25 protein-coding genes are annotated in these 21,586 nt (G+C 45.6%); 9 read left to right on the top strand and 16 right to left on the bottom strand.

Translation table 11 applies throughout. The features are described from left to right. Positions 1 to 9: 9 nt before the first annotated feature. From B7L70_RS00120 to B7L70_RS00110, 3 genes are read right to left on the bottom strand one after another with little or no spacing between them, the layout of a single operon-like run. Positions 10 to 1,212, bottom strand: a complete 1,203-nt coding sequence (locus tag B7L70_RS00120) for a nicotinate phosphoribosyltransferase (protein WP_081225869.1) — start codon at positions 1,210 to 1,212, stop codon at positions 10 to 12. Positions 1,213 to 1,264: 52 nt separating this feature from the next. Next, complete coding sequence (locus B7L70_RS00115) at positions 1,265 to 1,813, bottom strand: hypothetical protein (protein WP_238376005.1); 549 nt, start codon at positions 1,811 to 1,813, stop codon at positions 1,265 to 1,267. Beyond that, positions 1,791 to 2,072, bottom strand: coding sequence for a MoaD/ThiS family protein (locus B7L70_RS00110; protein WP_081225868.1), 282 nt, complete (start codon positions 2,070 to 2,072; stop codon positions 1,791 to 1,793). The genes B7L70_RS00115 and B7L70_RS00110 overlap by 23 nt, the downstream gene beginning before the upstream one ends. Before the next feature lie 50 nt (positions 2,073 to 2,122). Here B7L70_RS00110 and B7L70_RS00105 point away from each other — a divergent pair, with 50 nt between their 5' ends. Further along, positions 2,123 to 2,674: a methylated-DNA--[protein]-cysteine S-methyltransferase gene (locus tag B7L70_RS00105; protein WP_081225867.1), complete on the top strand. Its 552-nt coding sequence runs from the start codon at positions 2,123 to 2,125 to the stop codon at positions 2,672 to 2,674. On the opposite strand, the gene B7L70_RS00100 is transcribed toward B7L70_RS00105, so the two are convergent. Beyond that, a complete protein-coding gene (locus tag B7L70_RS00100; protein ID WP_081225866.1) occupies positions 2,667 to 3,473 on the bottom strand; it encodes an S-adenosyl-l-methionine hydroxide adenosyltransferase family protein in 807 nt (268 codons plus the stop codon). The genes B7L70_RS00105 and B7L70_RS00100 overlap by 8 nt on opposite strands. Before the next feature lie 32 nt (positions 3,474 to 3,505). Continuing rightward, on the bottom strand, positions 3,506 to 4,519 hold the full coding sequence (locus B7L70_RS00095; protein ID WP_081225865.1) for an MBL fold metallo-hydrolase: 1,014 nt from the start codon (positions 4,517 to 4,519) through the stop codon (positions 3,506 to 3,508). A 279-nt stretch (positions 4,520 to 4,798) separates the two neighbouring features. Here B7L70_RS00095 and B7L70_RS00090 point away from each other — a divergent pair, with 279 nt between their 5' ends. Continuing rightward, the gene (locus tag B7L70_RS00090) at positions 4,799 to 4,984 is read left to right on the top strand and encodes a TrmB family transcriptional regulator (RefSeq protein WP_081225864.1); all 186 of its coding nucleotides are present in this window, start codon (positions 4,799 to 4,801) and stop codon (positions 4,982 to 4,984) included. A 122-nt stretch (positions 4,985 to 5,106) separates the two neighbouring features. Here B7L70_RS00090 and B7L70_RS00085 read toward each other — a convergent pair whose 3' ends face one another. After that, positions 5,107 to 6,102: an acetamidase/formamidase family protein gene (locus B7L70_RS00085; protein ID WP_081225863.1), complete on the bottom strand. Its 996-nt coding sequence runs from the start codon at positions 6,100 to 6,102 to the stop codon at positions 5,107 to 5,109. A 40-nt stretch (positions 6,103 to 6,142) separates the two neighbouring features. Next, positions 6,143 to 7,468, bottom strand: a complete 1,326-nt coding sequence (locus B7L70_RS00080; protein ID WP_081225862.1) for an APC family permease — start codon at positions 7,466 to 7,468, stop codon at positions 6,143 to 6,145. A 183-nt stretch (positions 7,469 to 7,651) separates the two neighbouring features. On the opposite strand from B7L70_RS00080, the gene B7L70_RS00075 reads away from it, so the two are divergent. Continuing rightward, complete coding sequence (locus tag B7L70_RS00075) at positions 7,652 to 9,094, top strand: NCS2 family permease (RefSeq protein ID WP_081225861.1); 1,443 nt, start codon at positions 7,652 to 7,654, stop codon at positions 9,092 to 9,094. A gap of 76 nt (positions 9,095 to 9,170) precedes the next feature. On the opposite strand, the gene B7L70_RS00070 is transcribed toward B7L70_RS00075, so the two are convergent. Beyond that, positions 9,171 to 9,494, bottom strand: a complete 324-nt coding sequence (locus B7L70_RS00070; protein ID WP_081225860.1) for an AbrB/MazE/SpoVT family DNA-binding domain-containing protein — start codon at positions 9,492 to 9,494, stop codon at positions 9,171 to 9,173. 291 nt (positions 9,495 to 9,785) lie between these two features. On the opposite strand from B7L70_RS00070, the gene coaBC reads away from it, so the two are divergent. Genes coaBC through B7L70_RS00055 form a run of 3 tightly spaced genes read left to right on the top strand, consistent with a single transcriptional unit; the run spans position 9,786 to position 12,392 of the window. Then, on the top strand, positions 9,786 to 11,054 hold the full coding sequence (coaBC, locus tag B7L70_RS00065; RefSeq protein ID WP_081225859.1) for a bifunctional phosphopantothenoylcysteine decarboxylase/phosphopantothenate--cysteine ligase CoaBC: 1,269 nt from the start codon (positions 9,786 to 9,788) through the stop codon (positions 11,052 to 11,054). Between the two features lie 53 nt (positions 11,055 to 11,107). Next, complete coding sequence (locus B7L70_RS00060) at positions 11,108 to 11,683, top strand: MFS transporter (RefSeq protein WP_081225858.1); 576 nt, start codon at positions 11,108 to 11,110, stop codon at positions 11,681 to 11,683. Next, positions 11,655 to 12,392 (top strand): MFS transporter, encoded by a 738-nt coding sequence (locus B7L70_RS00055; protein ID WP_081225857.1) that lies wholly within the window; start codon positions 11,655 to 11,657, stop codon positions 12,390 to 12,392. The genes B7L70_RS00060 and B7L70_RS00055 overlap by 29 nt, the downstream gene beginning before the upstream one ends. 49 nt (positions 12,393 to 12,441) lie before the next feature. Here B7L70_RS00055 and B7L70_RS00050 read toward each other — a convergent pair whose 3' ends face one another. The 4 genes from B7L70_RS00050 to B7L70_RS00035 all read right to left on the bottom strand — a co-directional run bounded on the left by B7L70_RS00050 (position 12,442) and on the right by B7L70_RS00035 (position 16,039). Further along, entirely contained in the window at positions 12,442 to 13,503 is a 1,062-nt protein-coding gene (locus tag B7L70_RS00050) for an electron transfer flavoprotein subunit alpha/FixB family protein (RefSeq protein ID WP_081225856.1), read from the bottom strand. Then, positions 13,500 to 14,321 carry an electron transfer flavoprotein subunit beta/FixA family protein gene (locus tag B7L70_RS00045; RefSeq protein WP_081225946.1) on the bottom strand — a complete coding sequence of 274 codons (822 nt, stop codon included), beginning with the start codon at positions 14,319 to 14,321 and terminating at the stop codon, positions 13,500 to 13,502. The genes B7L70_RS00050 and B7L70_RS00045 overlap by 4 nt, the downstream gene beginning before the upstream one ends. 150 nt (positions 14,322 to 14,471) lie before the next feature. Next, a complete protein-coding gene (locus B7L70_RS00040) occupies positions 14,472 to 14,765 on the bottom strand; it encodes a ferredoxin family protein (RefSeq protein WP_081225855.1) in 294 nt (97 codons plus the stop codon). After that, the gene (locus B7L70_RS00035; protein WP_081225854.1) at positions 14,762 to 16,039 is read right to left on the bottom strand and encodes an FAD-dependent oxidoreductase; all 1,278 of its coding nucleotides are present in this window, start codon (positions 16,037 to 16,039) and stop codon (positions 14,762 to 14,764) included. The genes B7L70_RS00040 and B7L70_RS00035 overlap by 4 nt, the downstream gene beginning before the upstream one ends. A gap of 234 nt (positions 16,040 to 16,273) precedes the next feature. On the opposite strand from B7L70_RS00035, the gene B7L70_RS00030 reads away from it, so the two are divergent. Continuing rightward, on the top strand, positions 16,274 to 17,785 hold the full coding sequence (locus B7L70_RS00030; protein WP_081225853.1) for a radical SAM protein: 1,512 nt from the start codon (positions 16,274 to 16,276) through the stop codon (positions 17,783 to 17,785). A 4-nt stretch (positions 17,786 to 17,789) separates the two neighbouring features. After that, positions 17,790 to 19,208, top strand: a complete 1,419-nt coding sequence (locus tag B7L70_RS00025) for a radical SAM protein (RefSeq protein ID WP_202908650.1) — start codon at positions 17,790 to 17,792, stop codon at positions 19,206 to 19,208. Positions 19,209 to 19,214: 6 nt separating this feature from the next. On the opposite strand, the gene B7L70_RS00020 is transcribed toward B7L70_RS00025, so the two are convergent. The 3 genes from B7L70_RS00020 to spt4 all read right to left on the bottom strand — a co-directional run bounded on the left by B7L70_RS00020 (position 19,215) and on the right by spt4 (position 20,691). After that, complete coding sequence (locus B7L70_RS00020; RefSeq protein WP_081225852.1) at positions 19,215 to 19,883, bottom strand: hypothetical protein; 669 nt, start codon at positions 19,881 to 19,883, stop codon at positions 19,215 to 19,217. A 77-nt stretch (positions 19,884 to 19,960) separates the two neighbouring features. Further along, a complete protein-coding gene (locus B7L70_RS00015; RefSeq protein ID WP_081225851.1) occupies positions 19,961 to 20,356 on the bottom strand; it encodes a 30S ribosomal protein S24e in 396 nt (131 codons plus the stop codon). Positions 20,357 to 20,457: 101 nt separating this feature from the next. Then, positions 20,458 to 20,691, bottom strand: coding sequence for a transcription elongation factor subunit Spt4 (spt4, locus tag B7L70_RS00010; RefSeq protein WP_081225850.1), 234 nt, complete (start codon positions 20,689 to 20,691; stop codon positions 20,458 to 20,460). A 62-nt stretch (positions 20,692 to 20,753) separates the two neighbouring features. Between spt4 and B7L70_RS00005 the strand changes: the two genes are divergently transcribed. After that, the gene (locus B7L70_RS00005) at positions 20,754 to 21,452 is read left to right on the top strand and encodes an endonuclease III domain-containing protein (RefSeq protein WP_081225849.1); all 699 of its coding nucleotides are present in this window, start codon (positions 20,754 to 20,756) and stop codon (positions 21,450 to 21,452) included. Here B7L70_RS00005 and B7L70_RS13805 read toward each other — a convergent pair. Next, positions 21,380 to 21,586 (bottom strand): hypothetical protein (locus B7L70_RS13805; protein ID WP_238376004.1); only part of this gene is annotated, 207 nt, incomplete at its 5' end. The two genes, B7L70_RS00005 and B7L70_RS13805, sit on opposite strands and share 73 nt — an antisense overlap.

The following is a 21,586-nucleotide window of genomic DNA, read 5'->3' as shown; positions in this document are numbered from 1 at the left end:
AACAAATCTTTACAACTCGATGGTACTAAGTTGCTTGAGTACGTAATTCCTAATATCAACATCGCTCGGCGGCTGTTCGATGACCTTGCCATCATCAATGAACTTCCTGAGCAGAGGCTCGGGCTTAGATCCATCTGGGCACGGTTTTGGTTCTGAACCCCAGGGAATAACCTGGTCATTAAGCGCCCCACACCTATAGACCTGCTTAAAACCTGGTAATTTACCACGCTTCGTTATCGGCACCCAACGTTTACCCTTATCATCATATGCCTCAACGATGTCCATGCTTATATCAACACTGGGTGGGAAGGCTATTGACGTGCCTACACCGAACATATCCACAATATCCCTAAGCCTAACAACCTCCTCCTCATCAACACCGCCACTTACCACAATTTTCACATTCCTGTAGCCGGCAAGATCGAGCGTCCACCTCACCTCACGCACGATGGCTTCCATGTTACCACGCCTACTACTCGGTGTGTCCAACCTGACGCCGTAAAGCCTATCGCCAAGCAACTTGGCTGCTAACATTGATTCCTCACGCTCATCAAGGAATGTGTCGGCTAGGACTATCCTAGGCACATCACTGGGCATGACCTTATCAAACCAGACCCAAGCCATTGTGTGATCGCCAACGGCATGCCTAAAGACGATCATTAATGCATGAGGCATTGTACCACTCGGCTTAATGCCGAGCAATCTAGCGCCGATAACTCCCGCTACGCCATCACAGCCACCAATGTATGATGCCCTATCCACCATGGGCTGTATAGCTGGGTGAACAACCCTAGCACCAAAGAATAGGCAGGTCCTATCGCCAGCCAACTTCTTGATCCTGGCTGCCTTCGTGGCTACGGAACTATAGTGCCTTAGTATTCCCAGGAATGTGGTTTCATAAACCGCAAAATCAGCATAATTACCCTCAATAACCATCAACGGTTCATTCGCTTGGAACAACGTACCCTCGGGCATTGCGTAAATCGTTATTGGGAGCTCCTTAGTCGCCACAAGATTAATAACCTCCTTAAGGCCGGCGAAGACAGCCCATTTGTAGCCTCTTGGTAAATTCACAACATGAAATTCCGCCCTGACCCTAACCTTATCGAGACCAGCAGCCTTAAGTACATCGACAGTTCTATTGAAGTATATGTCCGTAGCCTCACCATTTAATATCTCCTCATCCTTGGCAATGTAGAATAATCTATCCATGTTGGGTAAAGGTTGTGGAATACTAAATTTAAGTTCTACATGGCAAATTTTGCTATGCGAATTCATCCACGTACTCACTAATTAACGTCCTAATGAAATCATCGATTGACGTAAAGGCGCAATCACAAACCCTATTCACACCTGCACCAATCACAACATCAAGGGCTTTATCCCCTAGTAAATTCATGATCTTGCTGGTAACATCCGATACACAATCATTGATTCCCATGATTATTACGGAGATCTTATCATGACCAACGGGGTGCAGTAGATTTAGCCCCTCCCTAAGCTGTGTGGTTCCTGCCATGTACGTTAAGGCGCCTAACCCAGGATCTTTGAACTTTGATATGCCCATGATATGATCCCTAAGGCTTAGGTATGCTGGGTATATCATATGCCACGCATTGAGGATTTTATTTGCGGGAACTACCGTGACCAGCGAATCCCTACAACCATTAGCCATACCCTTAATCCTGCTGAGCAAATCCTCATCTAATGCCCGCCTCAATACTATGGTGGCTAGCCAAACTCTTAACTCCCCAATATCGCTCATTAGCTTGATTATTATTGACATCACATCAACCACCATGAATATACGCAATGATTAGAACCTCATCATTATCGTTAATAGGCGTGTCTAATCCCTTGAGTAGCCTTATGTCGACATTATTAACCGCTATGTATATGTCAGGCATCAAATCATTCCTTGATGCATCAAAAACCCTCCTGAATAACTTATCATTTACCGATTTAAGTCCATTGATCACGTCCCTAACGTTATTGGCATTATTCAATTCCAGGTAATCCTTACCCAATGCCAGCGCCTTCAAAACACCGACTAACCTAACCCTGACAACCACATTGGGTCTTCGGAACAGGGTTTTTAAGGTCTCCTTAACAATTGAATTAAATGCATTGCTCAGTAATATCGCTGAAGGAGATTGGTATCGTAGAGATTTGTAGCTATGGTGATAGGATTCGGGAGGTGAAGATTAGGGTTGGTATTAATGGTGCACATGAAGGGGCTAATGATGACTTAACGAAGTTAATAATTAACTACATAAGAGGTTTGGTGAATGCACGCGAAATCCTGAAATACATAAGCCTAAGCCCAGGACTGCTTGGGCTTGCGCAATTGGCAATGCTATCGATACCCAGGGGTAGGGTCGCCACGTACTCCCAAATAGCCAGGTTATTGAACACAAGTCCAAGGGCCGTGGGTAGGCTAGCAAGCGCTAATAAACTACCGATAATTGTCCCATGCCACAGGGTAATAAAGAGTGATGGTTCACTCGGTGGATACTCGATAGGCGACGTTAGAATTAAGCACGCCTTATTAACAATGGAGGGGGTCCCCATAGTGAAGGGTAGGGTTTCTAAGCAATACTTCGTTAGTGATTCCGTGCTAATCACGAACTTTAAGGAATTGCTAAAATTGGCTTCCCAGGGTATGGTTATTTGACGATGGATATCACGACTTCATCACCCTCCTCTATCCCGTATCTCGATGCGAAGCTTCCTCGATTAACCGAAAGCTCAAGGAATCCCTCACTATTAATAAGGGCTAAGGTCTCACCCTCCTTTGCAAAGCCGTAACTCCTAAGGAACCTAGCCTCAATCTCTAGGTTCTTCCTTGGTACGGTTATTCTCAACGTATCGCCATACCCAAGACCCATGATAGTAACATCGCTAGACCTAACCCCAGTGTACGCGTTGCCGAAGTGATCAATATATATTATGGATGACCTTGCGAAACCCTTAGATACGGTATTCGGTGGTATGGGGAGTTTAATGGGGTCCGTGACCCTTGGACCTAGTAGTGATATATCGAGCCCAAGGCTTATGTAAGCAGCCACCGGCGCAAATACGTCACGTCCATGGAAGGTGCTTGAAACAACGGGCCTCATGTAGCTCCTATTCTCAATAGACCTTATATCCTCAATACCACCATCCTCCGCAGCCATCATTAGGACGCCGTTGTCAGGACCTACGAAGTAGTAATTCCTCGTTTTGATAACTAAAGCCCTCCTGGACGTTCCAACTCCTGGATCAACGACCACAACATGAATCGTGCCCCTCGGGAAATACTTATACGATGCCCATAACGTGAAGGCTGCCTTGAATATGTTGAATTGCGGTATTGCATGGGTTATATCAACAATGGTGGCGTTGGGATTTATGTTGAGTATGACGCCCTTCATTGATGGTACGAAGTACGATTCATAACCGAAATCCGTGAGTAGGGTTATTACACGACTCATCAATGCGTCATTACCTACAGCAATTTTAAGCTTTAGAGGAATGGGTCGAGCGTTAGTTGACCAGGGGTGGGTAAGACCCTGCTCATTATATTGAACTTCCTTAAGTATTTAGCGAACCTGGCGGCATTACCATACACGGTATACACAATCCTAGCGCCACTATTGAGCGCGAAATCCACAAGGCCGGGAAAATCAGAGTGGCTACTAAGTGGTAATGCATCAACACCAATAGCCCTAAGCCTAGCCACCCTAGACCTCTTGGCGTACATGCCACTTAATGCTACGGCCTTAACCATACCATACCTAGACCTCAACACCCTAATCGTGTTCACGAAATCCCTAGGCATGCCCATAATGATTACGGAACCGGGCTGTGGGATCTCGCTTAGAACCTTGCCGTATTTAAGCCCTAACACATTATTCATAACCTTAATGCTAGGCTCAATGTACATTGGGTAATCCTTAAGCAGCACAGCAAGTTCCTGCCCGCGACCGAGGGGTTGACCCATGAGTAGCACAATGCCATTCCTAATACCATCCTCAACAACACCCCTCAACTCATCATAGATAGCGATCCTACTTGGGAATACGTAATCGGGACTCCCATACGTGGCCTCCATTATCAACACATCAACATCAAGCCCCTCAGCCCCTCCCAGCAGTATTGAGGACTCCACATTAAAATCGCCAGTAACCCCAACCCTGAAGGCACCAAAATCAAGCACGTAAGATAAGCTCCCAACCACATGACCAGCATTGTAGATCTCAACAATAACATCATCAATAACAATCTCGTGACGAGGACTAGCTTTAATATACCTAAGGCCTTCGCCATCACGAACTCTAATTACTCTAGCCGTTTCTTCGCTCATAATTAGTGGCATGGCATTACGGATCGCGCTAGGGTTAACATGATCCCTATGTCCGTGGGTTATTAATATCGCGTTAAATGACTTACTCGGCTTCCTTAAGGGGTCTATTATGAATCTTTTATTTCCATACTCAATGATGATCCCATTATCATAATAAGCCCTAAATCTATGCACACCTAATCAGTAGTCCTGGATCTATACTGCTATAAAAGGTGTTTGTTCCTAAATGGTTCTCTTTCTACAACTGAGTTATGTTTAATATAAGCGTTAATCCGCAATAAATGCGTTTCATCAATCTACGGGAAAGAGACGACGATAACTAGGCTAAATAAGCATTCCAGCCACATTAAATATAATAAACTAGATTATTAATTTACCCAGCAAATTACGGTTGATACTTCACAAATATAAAGGCGATATCTTTATAACCCAAGGGAAAAGACTTTACATTGTATGGTTGAGGGCATAAAGAAGAAGATCCTGGACTATCTCGTGAGCAATAAGGGTAAGGAATTCACGGCTGAAGAGATTGCAAAGGCTATCGGTGAGGAGAGACTAAATGTGGTTAAGGCACAGTTAACCAGGTTAATAAAGGATGGTAAGGTCATTAAGACGGATAATAAGTACAAGGCCTCATAAAAATTCAACAAATATTCAAAAACATAAAATACCCTTTCCTTATGATGAACCCGACCACTACGGAATAATGAAGAATAAAACCGGGCCGGAACTGAGCCATAGAGGTTTTATCACGGCAGCATTCACGGGCCTTTAAACAAACTCCCGAATTTCCTTAATTTTTCCCTAACTTCATCGTTCATTATTATGTCTAGCGGGAAGAAGGCGGTCACTATCCAGTTTGGTACATCGACAACCTCGCTTATCCTAAGATCCATGGCCACGCTTGCCAACATATAAGCCTCAACGGGTTCCATAAACTTTGACAATGCATTTATTATACCTATCGTGGCCACTTTAACCGCATCCCAGAGATTTGGGGCCATGCCAGGGTAAGCTATATACTCATTAAATGTTACTTCCCTCATTCTGCTAAATCTAAAGATTGGCTGTCTAAGTCCAATGTTCTTAATCAACTTAACCCTAAATCTAATCCTCATTGGTGCCTCAATGGCTGTTCCACAGACCTCACCATCACCCTGGGCAAAGTGCGTGTCACCAATCGATAGGAAACCCCCCTCTACGAAGACGGGTAGGTAAAGTATGGAGCCCACCGTTAATTGCTTAACATCCATGTTACCACCATTCTCTCTGGGAGGTACGGTACTCCACCTGCCACTGTAAGGTGGCGCGGTACCGATGACGCCGGGGAATGGCGCACCCGGTATTTCCACATCTACATCTCCAAACCTTGCGCGGGCCTTACCATCCTTTATACTCCAGATCTTAATAGCGGGCCCTGCAAGGTCTATGGGTGTTGTATATAGGTCCTGGGCGAACAAGCCGAAGCCGGGTATGACCCCCGTCCAGCCCCACCCCATGTCCTTAAACTCTAAAAACTCTATTTCAACGGCATCTCCGGGTTCGGCATCTTCGATCTCGATAGGCCCGGTTAATGGGTGTATCCTGGAAAAATCAAGTTTTAGCAGGTCTTGAGGTGATGATGATTGCGTTATTTGACCATCAGACGCCTCCTTGGTCTCAACCTCAACCTCATCCCCATCCCTTATCGTTAGGATCGGCTTAAGTGATGAGTCCCATTTATTGTGGGTTATGGCGTGGATTGTGTATCGTGTCATTACTAATAGGCTTATTGTTTCTTTTTAAATTTTTAACTTACTACATACCAGGTACTAACAATTTTGATCTGAACCCCCTCGTTATTACCGCCATATAGATGAGCCATAGCGAAAGCCACGCAGCGCCCAGGATCTTGGCATCCATCGAGAGTCCCCACCATATTGGTACGAGAACGATAAGTCCCGCTATTGGTATTAATACATATAATATGTGTCTTTTCCTATACGTGAAGTAATATATAACCGCTATGTGGAGTAGTATGAAGGCTGTTAATGCGCCAAAGTTTACAAGACTAACGAGTAGGTCGAGTGGTACTAAGATGGCTATTAACGTACTAATGGCACCGCCTATTATTGTCGCTACCCAGGGTGTGCCGAATTTGCTGTGGACCTTAGCAACGGCCCTGGGTAAAAATCCATCTCTACCCATGGCATATATAATCCTGGCTATGGCGGTGGTGGCGTTAAGTCCATCACCAATACCCCAGGCTATGGCTGTTGATATCGTGGCCACGCTAAGCATTAATAAACCACCCACCGTCTGTGCCACATCGTAAAATGCCGTATCGGGATTAGAGAATTGATATGTTGGATAAACCAAATAGGCTAAGTATGTCTGTGATATGAACATTATACCAATCGCAAGCACTGAAAGCACGACTGCGCGGCCAACGAATTCGGCCTTACCTCTATGTTCCTCTGCCAATGTTGTTGCTGCATCAAATCCTAAATAGCTAAGTACGGCTATTGATGCTGCGTTGAGTATACTGGATATTTTGAAGGAGCTTGCATTATAAAGTGGATCTATAGATAATGGAATGTGTCTGGTGATTATGTATGCAATGGATAACACGAAAAATATAACTAACGCCGCAAGCTCTATTGCAAGTAAGGTATTGTTGGCCCTGGCGGTCAACTTTATTCCTAAAACACTTATGGTCGTCATAGGTACTAGGAAAATCAACACCCAGGCCTGGTAGGGTATTTGCGGTATTATCGTATTCATAGCCAAGGCCGCAACCACATATACAAGGCCTGGCACGAGGAAGTAATCAAGCATTATGGACATACCGGCTATGAAACCGTAAAATGGATCTACGGCTCTCTGTGCATAATTATATACAGAACCAGCTAGGGGAAACTCCCTAACCATGAGGAAATATGCGTATGCAGTTGGCATCATCCCAAGCATACCCAATAGATAAGCTAATGCAGGCATCCCATTGCTTAACGAGGCTACAATACCATAGATACCCCATGGAGCTATGGGGACCATAAACACGAGACTATATGTAAAAACATCGATCCACGAAATCTCCCTTTTAAGTTCCTGTTTATACCCAAAGCTACTTATGTCCTCGGGCATATTTCCGATGGGGTCATCATTATTTATAAATTTTACCTATTTTACCTAAAGAAGTATATAGTTAAGTTTATGAAATTGTGTTTAATTGTTTATTTAAACAAATATCGCGTAGCTAGTCGGTAATACTATGTTTATGCTTTGAAGGAAATGTTTAAATAACTTAAATTATATCATGGGATTAGTATGACGTTTTTAGATCTGTTAAGACCCCCCACGGTGGTTACGATAAATACTAGGTCGGAGGTTATTGCTGGGTTAACCACGTTCCTAACCATGGCCTATATATTGTTTGTTAATCCAGCGATAGTTGGTAGTGGTTTCGAACTGGCTCTGACGCATGCGTTGGGGACAAGCTCATTGTCTCCTCAGTACCAGGCGCTTGTCTACACGGTTAAGCTCGGCATAGCTGCAGGTACAGCTATTGCCGCTGCCTTTGGGACGTTGTTAATGGCCTTCTTTGCGAGACTCCCCTTTGCCATGGCTCCTGGTATGGGAGAGAACTCCTTCATAGCCTTCTCCGTAATACCTGCCTTCACGACCACGTTACTGAATATAGGAGTTCTAGGGCCACGCGCTGCCGAGATCGCACTAATGGTGGCGTTAACTGCGGTCTTTATTGACGGTCTCATATTCCTATTTACGGCGTGGTCAGGCATTAGGGAGAGGATAATTAAGTCCATATCCCCAAACCTCGCTGTGGGCATTAGTGTCGGTATCGGCCTATTCATAACATTCATAGGGCTTAGCCTTGGGGGCTTTGTCAAACCTGGTGTTGGTACGCCCGTAACCTTTAATGTAGAGGCCTTTAGAACCCCCTCGTCAATACTTGCCTTCATTGGGTTGATGCTGGCAATAGCGCTTTATATATACAGGGTGCCTGGTGCATTCTTAATAACTATCATAGCGCTGACGCTGGTGGGCATACCACTCGGTTTAGTTACACCACCGCCGTCTCTAGTTCAATTACCCACACTCTCAACATCAATAATACCTAACTTCCCCGAAAACATCATGTGGTGGATTAAGCTAGTCAGTTTAGCCTTCCCTGTCGCGCTCTCCCTATGGATGATCGAGTTCTTCGATGGCATAGGTACGATCGTTGGCTTATCAAATAGGGCGGGGCTTGTTGATGTGAGGGGTAGGCCCGTCAATATTGAGAGGGCCCTATATACCGACGCCATGGGAACCATAGTGGGCGCTCTTGCTGGAACCACGACAACGGTTATTTACGTTGAGTCTGCCGCTGGAATAGAAAGTGGGGGCAGGACCGGGTTAACGTCGCTAATTACGGGCCTACTCTTCCTAGCATTCCTGCCCCTAGGACCGCTTGCAGTTATGGTACCAAGCTTCGCAACAGCCCCAGTACTGATACTTGTTGGGTTGATGTTCATATCACTAATCCCAAAACTCAACTTTAGCGATTTAACAGAGGCTATACCGGCATTCGTAGCAATAATAAGCATACCACTAACATACAGCATAGCAACTGGGATAGGTCTTGCGTTCATAACTTATACCTTGACAAAGATAATTGCTGGAAGGTTCCGTGAGATCTCGGTGACTACGATAATAATAACATTAATATTTACTATATATTTCGTAGCCATGCTACCATCACTTCACTAATGATTTAGCTTGAACAGTAAGTAAGCCTTGGATTCCTCCAATTTTTTAATTTAAAAGTAGGGGAAATAGTCCTTACTCAAGACATACTTATGTTAATTGGCCGTATAATGTGTATCGTTACCATATCGAATGGTTTAATTCCAAACTTCTCCCTAACCTCCCTGGGTATTGTAAACTGTCGGCTACTAGTATGCTTTGTTCTTAGGAGCTTTACGTTGGTAAGCTCTATCTTTTGGTTGTTGTGTTCCAGAACTACATATGCGTATTTAGTTCTTTCTAAACCTAATTTCCTAACTAGGTTTGCTGGCACCAAGACTTGGTTATTTATGTAGATCTTTATTGTGTAGGGCAGGGTGTTTATTGGTAATCCTTTCCTACCCACAGTAATTTCTGTGGTCATATTTCTCGAAAGACGTCGCTTTCACTTCTATTTTAAGGACTTTGTTAAACCGGAATGGTAAACCAACGTGAAACCTCACGTAATATGTGTGTTTCTCGTGATTTCAAGTTGAAATTTTACCTATAATTGAAAGTCATTAAAAGACTAGCTTTCTTTCTAATAAGCGGAAGTATTTTATTCGGGTTAGCTAATTAATTCGTGTGATGAGGCGTGTCGGGTGCTGAGTGAGTGATTGCTATCGCATGGGCTGATGAGGGATTAAGTTAAATAATTACCTACGTAACCATTACTGTGCCCTTCAGGGAGGATATTGAATCGATTAGGGGATCGAGAAGCAATTTACTTCGTGGTAAAAGTATCGTTCTAGCATTAAGTGGTGGCATATCGATATACAGGGTTCCTGACGTCGCCAGGGAGTTGATTAGGCATGGCGCTCACGTAACCACATTCATGAGTAGGGAGGCACGTAAACTGCTCAGCTCCAGGATCATGGAGTGGGCCACAGGTGGTGCAGTCTATGTTGAGTTGAGTGGTTATGCGGAGCATGTGAACATATGCTCGAGTGCCGATGCTGTGGTTTTCATACCAGCCACCGCAAACACAATCGGTAAATTGGCGAATGGAATTGCGGATACGCCAATCACGCTTTGCGGCATGACAGCCCTAGGTGCGGGTAAGCCCGTACTGATTGTACCTGCCATGAACGAGTCCATGTGGAGGAATCCAATAGTTAGGGCTAATGTTGATAGGCTCAGGGACCTTGGTATTGGATTCGTTGAGCCTGTGGTTGAGGAAGGTAAAGCTAAACTTGCCCCCATTGACGAGGTTGTCGACTCCGTAATAGACATGTTGGCGCCCAAGGATATGGCCGGCCTATCTGTATTAATAACCTCGGGACCAACTCACGAGCATATCGACGCTACAAAGTACATAACCACACCGAGCAGTGGATTGACAGGTTATTACTTCGCCAGGGAGGCCCTGGCCAGGGGTGCCAGGGTTACGCTTGTTGAGGGCCCCGTAAGCATTAGGGATCCGCCTAATGCTGAGGTCTTTAGGGTAACCGGCGTTCTCGAGATGTACGACACCGTCATTAAACTGGTGAGTAAGAGGCGCTACGACTTAGCAATCCTAACAGCTGCACCCCTCGACTTCTACGTTAAGGATAGGGTTGAGGGTAAGTTAAGCAGTGATTTGGAAAAGGTCGTTATTGAGTTAATTCAGGCACCAAAAATCGCTAGAGACTTGAAAACGTATTCTCCAGCCACATTCTTAATAGCTTATAAGGCCGAGGTGAATATTTCGGAGGACGAGCTAATCAAGAGGACGTTAAGGAGGGCCTCCGAGGGCAATTGGGACTTGGCCCTAGCCCATACCGTGGGCTTGGGTAAGGGCTTTGGCACAGAGAAGGATGAGGTCATAGTCCTGGATAGGAATGGAGTGATGAGGAAGCTAGGCCCAATGCATAAGAGGGAGCTTGCTAGAGAGGTTCTAAATATATACGTCACAATTAATAATATAAAATCAATAAAGGGTAACGCTTTTAATCATTTATTTTGATCGAACACCGTGAGCGGACCCCTAGCCCCTGAAGATGTCAGAAGGAGGGTTTAATGCTGGTATCGATATCGACATTCTTCGCATGGGCCCTTGAGTACTACGACTTCCTAATCTATTTCTCACTAATTCTGTACATAAGTGAATTATTCTTTCCAAAATCATCGCCAGTAGCAGCGTTACTGTACACATTGTTGGTCTTCGCAGTTGGCTACTTCGCGAGACCCCTCGGTGCAATATTCTTTGGGCACATTGGTGATAAGTATGGGAAGCGAAACGCATTACTTGGTGATGCGGTAACCATGGCCGTCGCCACGATAGCAATAGCCTCGCTACCCACGTACTCGGAGGTGGGAGTTCTAGCACCAATACTACTAACGATTTTCAGATTCCTTCAGGGATTTGGCTATGGTGGCGAGGCAGGCGGAGGCGTGGTTTGGGCCCTTGAGTTTGCGTCACCAAAGTGGCGTGGTCTTGTTAACGGTGTCCTTAATTCCAGTATGTCAGTGGCTACGTTGTTAGCCACGGGCTTACTACTGCTTGTTAGTGCGTACTACCCATTTACCCACCATTGGTTGGAGAATACTCTTCCTAAATGGTGCCGTGGTTGTCATAGTTGGTCTCGTCATTAGGTTGTTAGCCCCTGAATCAATACTTTGGGAGAGGAGGAAGGACGAGGGAAGGCTTGTTAGGATACCGCTAGCTACCGCTGTTACAAAATATTGGTTCAGCCTGCTCCTGGTCATATTGATAAACTTGGGTTTAACATTCGTTTTCTATGCAGGTTATGGCTTTGTAACGACATTCACGAAATTACTTTCGGCATACATGCCCGAGCTTCAGAGGGCTTTCGTTAAGTTGACGTATGTTCCACTAATGCTTGGCAGCCTGGGCGGTGTAATTGGCAATACGCTCGGTGGTTACTTAACGGATATTTTCGGTAGGAGGAAGATGCTGATAATACCGACAGCAATACTCCTGGTGTTAATATACCCACTGTACTTATCGCTTACCACGTTGTATATACCCATAATGGCGCTGTCATTGGCTTTGATGTATTTCATATTCACTCTCTCCGCCACTGTACAAACGGCGTACTTCTCCGAGATATTCCCAACCGAGGTTCGTTGGTCAGGTATAGGGTTTGGATGGAATTTAAATGCAGCCATTGGTTCATTAGCGCCCACGTTCGCATTACTACTATACACAAACCTGAGGGGCACGACCAACCCAATAATTGCGGCAGCCCTCGCGCCATCGATAGTCGTCATTATCGGCGCTGCCATGACAATAATAGGGGCATCAATTGGGCCGGAGACTGTTAGAAAGCCGCTCGAGTAATTCAACTTGAGAAATTAATCAATATAATCAAATTTAATATAATCAAATTTTAAGGCTCCCTACGACTCTTTAATAGTTCTATTAGCTCCTTAACAACTTCCCTATAGTCCCCAACAACTCCGTAATCCGCGTACTGGAATATGGGAGCATTGGGATCACTGTTTATGGCTACTATTATCTTAGACTCCTTCATACCGAAGATATGCTGTATTGCACCACTCACACCAACGCCTATGTAGAGGGTCGGTCTTATGGTCTTACCCGTCTGACCAACCTGTCTATCGGCATTCAACCAACCAGCGTCCACCACCTTTTTAGTACCTCCAATGGTACCACCCAATAACCTAGCGAGCTCGGTCAGTAACTTAACGCCATCAACTCCACCAACACCACGCCCTGCAACAACCACTATATCCGCCTTCTCAACTGGTGACATTTCCTCACCCTTAACCACAGGCCTCTCTTCAACTAACCCCTGACCGTTTATGCTTGGTATTGAATCAAGTGTTTCACTAATTATCTCTCCGCTCCTGCTCGTATCCCTCGGTGGCGTTGGGAATACATTAGGCCTAACGCTGGCTAGTTGTGGTCTCCTGCTGGGTGTCCTTATATGCGCGAGTATGTTGCCACCATATGTTGGTCTTACTTGATCCAAGTCCCTTGTCTTTGGATCCACATCAAGTTCCGTGCAATCAGCCGTAATACCTGTTCTTAATGAATTGGCAACGTATGGTGCAAGTTCCCTGCCCCTCTTTGTGGCGGCAAACAGTATTATCTCTGGCTTGTACTTATTAGCTAATTGCACTATCACGTTCGCGTAAACATGCGGAATATACTTCGATAAGGCTGGGTGATCCACGTATACGACCCTATCGGCTCCGTAGTAGATGGGCTCCTTAACGACATCACCCAGGTTATTACCTACCATGATTGCCGTGACGTCGGTATTAATCTTGCTCGCCAACTCCCTAGCCTTACCTATTAATTGCAGGCTCCCATCCTTGATAACCCCATTCACGTACTCCACATAAACCCAAATTCCCTTATGCTCATTCTTATTAACTGGGTTCCACTCACTACATATTTTTTGTTGTGCTTGAGCTGTGCTCATGGTCTTATCACCCCCTCCTTAGTTAGGTTATCCAGTAACCACCTGGCTGCCTCCTTAGGATCACCCTTAAACAACTGCCTCTTCCTCTCTATTGGTTTTGCATCCTCTATCTTCGCAACTATCGTTGGCGAGCCTCTAAGCCCAATGCACTCCCTCTCGAGCTTCAGCATGTTATTATCAATAACCTTAACGAGACCATTAACCCTGGCATTTATCTTCCTAACGAGACTTAGATCCCTCGGTGGATTGCTGTTCTTATATACACTGATTATTATCGGCATTTTATACTCATAGGTCTCGTAAACACCCTCATCCTCTAAGTACCTGGTCACCCTGATGACCTTATCCTCAAGCCTAGCTTCAGCCTCAACTGCATAGTAAACATAGGGCAGGTTCAACCACGACGCAACCTGGGCAGGCATGTGCGCTGTTGTTGAGTCGGTGGTTTCCTCACCAAATACTATTAGATCGAAATCGGGGAATAGCCTCTGTATGCTCCTTGCCACGGTATGCGAGGTAGCAAGGGTATCGGCTCCAGCAAAAGCCCTATCGGTGATTAGGTAGGCTTCATCGGCTCCCATGCCTATTGTTGACTCGAGGAAGTCCTTACCGCTGGGTGGCGCCATGGACATTGTTATTACCTTACCACCATACTTATCCTTAAGCCTCAATGCAAACTCAAGGGCATTTCTATCGTAGGGATTAAGCATAAGTGGGACACCCTCACGAACAAGGTTGTGCGTGACTGGGTCCAGGCGTACAGCTGTTACGTTGGGTACAGCCGCCTTAACTGGTACTATTATTGTTAACCCACCCATTATGATGCCTAGTTCATTTGACTTAATATGCATTTCTAACCTTTGACATATATAACTCTATATAATGCATTATATGAATGCGTGATTAATATTCTACCCATTAGTAACTTTCTAGAACCTTTTTCATTATTATTATTAATTCATTTAATTTTAGCCGAATCGATATTGTACACCAAAGCCCGATTTTGGATAGTTCCACTCAATGTTGTTCTCTGGGCATACTACACGGCATGTACCGCACTCAAGACAGCCTTCGTGTGAGAATAGTACTGTTCCATCAGGGCCTGGCGTATAGCATCTTGCTGGGCATAAGTATAGGCATGGCTTCTTATCGCACCTCCTGCATCGCTCCGGGTCTATTATCCTGATGTGGGGTCTCTGGTCAACATCCCAGGCGTTACTGTTCAACCTCTCCTCAATAGGAATCCTCCTGTCCAGACTCATAGGTTCATCACCACCCTAATGGCATCCCTTGCCAGATCCATGAGTGTGACGTTCCCCTTAGCCTCGAGTAAGGTTGAGCCGAGCCTCCTCGGTGTACCATCGACGTCGAAGTATCGTGCCAAAACCTTATTTATCAACCTCACGTAGTCACTATAGAGCCTAGGTTCAATTAAAACTTTATGCGCATTTCTAAATGCCCTGAGCTCCCTAAGTACGAAGGATTCCTCGAGGAGTTTGCCGTAGATTGACAGCGTTTCGGCATCGTACTTACCCACATCATGCGCCTTAGTAATAGCTTCAGCAGCCACCCTACCGCTCTCCATCGCAAAGTCCACACCCCTAATAATAATGCCCAGGTGAAGTAGGAATCCTGCAGCATCGCCAATAACTAGGTAGCCATTACCGTACAGGTTCGGTGGTGAAGCGTTGAGACCAGCCACGGGGGTTAGGTGTGCTGAGTATTCGAGGAGTTGTCCACCCTTTATCAATCTCTTGATTAATGGATGAAGCCTAAATTCCTCAACCAACTCATGCACTGGGGTATCTAATTGATATCCATGGCTTAAGTAAAGAACCACCCCCAGGGTTATTGCCTCCTTATTCGTGTAGATAAAGGCGCCACCAGGTAGGTAATGGGTTGGGTATCCAGCCAAAACCCACGCTAACCCCTCATCCTCATCCAAGCCAAACCTCTCATTTATCGCGTTCCTATCCAACTTAATTACCTCCTTAACACCAAGGGCCACAATCTCCGGACTTAACTTAGGTGCTAGCTCGCTCCTTTCGAGCACAAGCCTATTTATGCCCTCGGCTATCACAACCACATCGCCATAGACCTCATCATTACCAGCCCTAACACCAACAACCCTACCATCCCTAATGATCAAGGAATCTATGGGTATCTCAGGAATAACAACAGCACCGGCTGACTCAGCCTTCTTATCAAGCCATTCCACAAAATTCGTTAAGTACGCAGTGAATGACCTATGCTCGGTTTTAATTGTTTCGAAATCAATCGTGGTCCAGGAATCCTCGGTCATCATTGTAATCCTCTCCCTCCTGACCCAACGCTCCACAGGGGCCTCCTTGACGTACTCTGGGTATAGCTTATCGAGCACGTGGGCGTATATTCGACCACCAAACACATTCTTACTACCGGGTTTCTTACCCCTCTCAACAACCAAAACCTTGAAACCCCTATTAGCCAATTGTTGTGCCGCCGTAAGTCCCGCAGGGCCGGCCCCAACCACTATAACATCGAATTTACCACTCACGAGGTCAAAGCTAAGACATACATCTTATTAAGCATTAACACTACATAGATCTATAAATTAAGTTGATGCCCTTTTACGTATGATGAGGATGAACCCAGCTGATGAATGATGCGTGCTCTATCCTGGCTGAGAGATATTGAAAAAGAGATTGCTTTTACAATAAACCTCATAGCATGCTCACAACGCTTCTCGAGTAAACAGGCTTAATTGATATCCAAAAAGAGAAAGCAATTGATGTCTTCACTAACTGAAAATATAGATAAAATCGTTGAGAAAAAAATTGAGAGTTCGGGAAGTGGAGCTGGTGCATTAATTGCGGCAATTAGGATATTGAACAGAGGTGCTGTTAGGTGGGCCCTGAGGTTATTAACGAAGGAGGTGGAATTTAATGGTGAAAGGAAACCATTGATGGAGTGGGTATTGGCAAAGTACGTTGGTGAGGAGCAATGCCCAACGGTTGCCCACTTCGTGGCGCCATTCTTTGAGATGGGCATGAAGTTGGCGACGGCGTGGCTTCATGCCGATGAGGAGCCAATTAAGGAATTGCTAAGTGACCCAGCGATAAGGAGGGGTATAGTAACTACTTTACGTGGCATTGCACTATTCGGAGTAACGACACCCCAGAAGTTACCTGCGCCATTCTTCATAGTCTGGAACTTCACCAACGCCTGCAACCTAAAGTGCACACATTGTTATCAGAATGCGGGTAAGCCATTACCCAACGAGTTAACACTTGAGGAGAAGCTTAGGGTGGTCAAGGAGCTGGATGAGGCTGGTGTGCCGGCTATTGCCCTATCTGGTGGTGAACCCACGGTACACAGGGACTTCTGGCCCGTCCTCGCTGAAATAAGTAGGAGGGGCTTTTACCCAGCCATCGCCACAAACGGAACAACATTCGCAAACCTCGAATTCGCGGAGAGGGCTAAGAAGCTTGGGCTTAGGTACGTGGAGATAAGCATAGACGCCGCAGATCCCGCTGTACATGATAAGTTCAGGGGTGTTCCTGGCGTCTGGTCTAAGGCCGTGCAGGGATTGAGAAATGCCGTTAAGTTGGGCTTCAGTGCGGCTCTCGCGTTCACGGTAACAAAATACAACATACACGAGGTTGATAAAATACTCGACCTAGCCCAGGAGATTGGTGTTAAGCGTGTCGTGTTCTTTAACTTCGTACCTGTGGGCAGGGGTCGTGAGAATCTCGAGATCGACCTATCCCCTGAGGAGAGGGAGGAGTTCCTTAGGCATATCTATAAGGAGATGAAGAAGAGGAAGATGGAAATAATAAGCACAGCCCCCCAGTACGGTAGGGTAGTTAACCAATTAAGCAATGGTGAGGATGTATCGCCCACACACTTCGTTGTTGCGAACGACCCAATAACCAGGGAATTAACGGAGTTCATTGGCGGCTGTGGCGCCGGCAGGGTTTACGCAGCCATTGAGCCCGAGGGCACGTTAACACCATGTGTGTTTCTACCATATCCGGTGGGTAACTTGAGGACTAAGTCCTTCTGGGATATATGGATGGATCCATTCATGGAGAACTTCAGGGATAGGGATAGGCTCGAGGGCTTCTGCGGTAAGTGTCCATATAAATTAATATGTGGTGGTTGTAGGGCTAGGGCATACAACTACTTCGGTGATGTGTTGGCACCGGATCCAGGCTGTATCTACAACTCAGCGGAGTGGCGTAAATTAACGGAGGACTTGGCTAAGATTAAGGTGAAGATTTCACCATTGGTATTCAAGTGAGGTGATGCGCATGAAGGTGCTCTTAGCCGTTCCGCCGGGCATTGATAAACTGGAGCTATACAGGGTACTTGGTTTGAAGGCACCACCGTTAGGTCTTGCCTGGATAGCCGCAGTACTTGAGAGGGCTGGTCATAAGGTTAGGATTATTGATTCACCAACGGATGGTATTGATTTAAAGGCGTTCATGAATGAGGTTAGGTCCTGGAACCCTGATGTCGTTGGTATAACCGCAATAACGCCAACAGTATATAAGGCGTATGATGCAGTCAAGGCAGTTAAGGAGTACGATAAGGACTTGCCCGTGATAATGGGCGGTCCTCACGTAACATTCATGTACGAGGAAGCTCTTAATAATGGTGTGGATGTTGTTGTTAGGGGTGAGGGTGAGTACACAACCCTGGAGTTAATAAATACGATAGAGAAGGTGGGTCTTGATACGGGTCAATTCAAATCAATAAGGGGTTTGGCGTTTAGGAGTGGTGATGGGATCATAAGGACACCAGATAGGCCACCCATCAAAAATCTTGATGAGCTACCACCGCCGGCCCGTCACTTACTGCCAATGGATAAGTACACATTGTTTGGTAAGCCTATTAGGATAATACATGCAATGGCCAGCAGGGGTTGCCCGTATGGTTGTTCGTTCTGTTCCACATCATACTTCTGGGGTAGGATGGTTCGTTATAGGTCGGCGAAGGCTGTGGCTGATGAGATCGAGGATGCGGTTAATAGGTATAAGACCAACATTGTTGTGTTTACGGATGATGAATTCACCCTGGGCAAAAGGTTCGTTTATGACTTCCTTAGGGAGATCAGGGAGAGAAAGCTGGACATAAATTTCTCGTGCGGTTCAAGGGTTGACACTATTGATAGGGATATGATTGTGAAACTGAAGGAGCATGGATGCACAGCGCTTTACTTCGGCGTGGAGTCAGGTAGCCAAGACACCATCAATAAGATTGGTAAGAGGATAACACTGGAGCAGGCTGTTAAGGTGTTTCAATGGGCCAAGGAGATTAATATAGACCATGTTGGTTCATTCGTGATAGGTTTCCCATGGGAGAGCATTGAGGATATGAAGAACACGGTTAGATTCGCCATGAAGTTAGACCCGACATATGCCCAATTCACCGTGGCGACCCCATACCCAGGGACACCACTTTATTATCAAGCCGTTAGTGAGAACCTAATTGAGGATTGGAATTGGGAGCACTACACAACACTTAGGGCAGTCATGAGAGGTTATAGGTTTACGAAGGAGCAGGCACAGAAAATGCTTCAGTGGGCCTATGTTAAGTACTACAGTAGGCTTGGATTCGTGATCCATGAGTTAATCCATGGCAGGTTGGGCACGATAATTACGGCAATAAAGAACTCGCTCGTTCCATGGTTCACTGAAAGATTACTTGGGCGTGGTGAATAACTAGCCTCATGTATTGCTAAGAATCTCCCTTAAAATTATAAGGTTTTTCCTACCAGGTAATGTGGCATTTATGAAGGAGTCCCTATTAATATTAACACCCCACCTATTGACTATGCTCAATACCTCATCAACATTGTGATCATCAAATACCCCCTTCTCTATGTAATCATGGACTAGACTTAATACGCCATATACCGTGTCTATGCCGTAAACCTTCGCCAACCAAATCACGATATCCGGTATATTCAATATTACCAAGTTCTTGTCACTTAACCTTATGATCAACCTCATGTATAACGTCGTTACATTGTTTACGGACGTGCAGGGTATCTTTGCACAATCGACATCACTCACAATGTATGTATCATAAACTTTGATGTTGCCTGTGGTGAATTCTATCGAGAGATGCACGTTAAGCTTTCCCAAGCTAAATATTTCTATTTCATTACCAATCTTCTCGGTAATCCTCCTCATGCGCCTAAAGAATTTATAAACATCATTCCTATCGCAATTCCTAGCAATCAAAGGCGTGGTTGCCAGTACGGGAAGGTCTGAACATGCTAGGTTTAGACTGCTACATAGGATGGCTCTTTTATAAAGTATGAATGATATTAGGTGAAGTGTATCCATGTACTTTATTGGGCATTCATTGGTTGGTACTTCTCGGAAATCCATAAGTTAGTAAAATACTGTCCTCAACCGCTTATAAACCTATTGATATACAGCCGTAAATTTACGCCTGAATTATCGTTTTATTTCTTAGCAGCCGCCTTCTTCTCCCCCTTCTTTCTCATTTCCTCCCTAATTTTCCTAGCCTCCTCCTTAGGCATATTCCTAAGCTTAACATAGAGAGGCTCGACCCTCTCGCCGACAGTTGGATCATCATATACATGAGCCTCAATTATACTTCTGTGTCTACCATATTCAGTGACCACCCTAATCACGTAGACCTGCTTAACATCAACGCCAAGGGCCTTGGCAACCTCCTCACGTAGCTGCAGCCTACTTGGTGTGGGTAGTCCTACGTGCCAAACTTCAGCCGTTACTTCCTTACGACCAACTACCTTATTGTCCCTAATCATTGTTAACTTAGTTATGACTTTCCCAACCTCAACACCCTCAGGTAGGCTTGGTGTTGGTACAGACATTCAGGGATTCGTGAAGCATACCCCTTAATAAGCTTAAACTCCTAAGGTATTGCCTTAGGTGCCTCGATCGCCTTAAAACAGGACGCCATTTCGTAAGGGCCTTATAACACATCAATCGCGTACATACCCTCCTTCTTTATACCCAGTTTACTTGCTATGCATGATTCCTCGGGCTTCAACACTATTATGAGCCCCATCCAGTCCTTACTAAAGTCTGTACTACCACAGACTGGGCATTTCTCCGTCTCCTCAGGCACCACAGCCTTACAATTCCTACAAGCCTTGTAACCAGGTAGTGGGCTTCGCCTAACTGGTCTCCTTCCCCTGGTGCTCATTCCTTCTATGTCTGGACTTTAACATTTAATAAACTTATCCGGAGCGGGTTAAATGGTTTTCGATGCGCGAGGTTATTGAGAGAGTTATTGATGTGTTTAGGGGTTTGGGTAATGAGTTGAGGCGGACTGGTTGGTTCGTGGATGGTCCTGAGTCCACCAGGTGGTGGGGTGGGGCTGAGTCTCCTGACGAGGTTGTGATAACCGCAATCCTAGTTCAACAAACCAGGTGGGAGGTTGTTGGTGAGGTTCTCGGTAGGCTTAGGGTTCTCGGCTTAAATAAGATTGAACGCATTGCGGAAACAAGCCCGGAAGCGCTTGCCGACATCATAAAGGGTGTTAATTACAGGTTTACAAAGGCCGTGAGGCTCGTAAAACTGGCGAGGAACATCGTAAGTGTTGGTGGGCTAGAGGGGCTTAGGTCAATGAGTAACGTTAGGGATTTCCTACTTAACCAGGATGGTGTTGGTGAGGAAACCGCAGATTCGATAATGCTCTTTGCCCTAAACATACCGTCACTACCAATTTCACAATACACAAAACGCGTTTTCAGTAGGGTTCTTGGGATAAATCTTGGTAATGGCTATAGCTCGTGGAAGGGGTTCCTCGAGGAGGTATTACCGAGGGATTTATACATCTACAAGCTTGTGCATGCATCGGTAGTCACGATAGGTAAGCAATACTGCCTACCTCAAAAGCCCCTATGCAACCAATGCCCATTACGCAGCGTATGCAAGTACGCACTGACCTCCTCCCTGCCTTGAAAGGGCGTGGGAGGTTTCCTCGCCCTGCCTTCATCGGCTCCTCCGGCTGGGTTCATGGGACTGCCCCGGGCCAGCATTGCGAGGCTTTCCTCGCTGGCCTTTATTCTCTTCATGATGTGTTGTAGGAGGGTTAC

Source organism: Vulcanisaeta sp. EB80 (genome assembly GCF_002078205.2).
The sequence above is the reverse complement of the archived record's forward strand: the minus strand, read 5'-3'. Positions and strand labels throughout refer to the sequence as shown.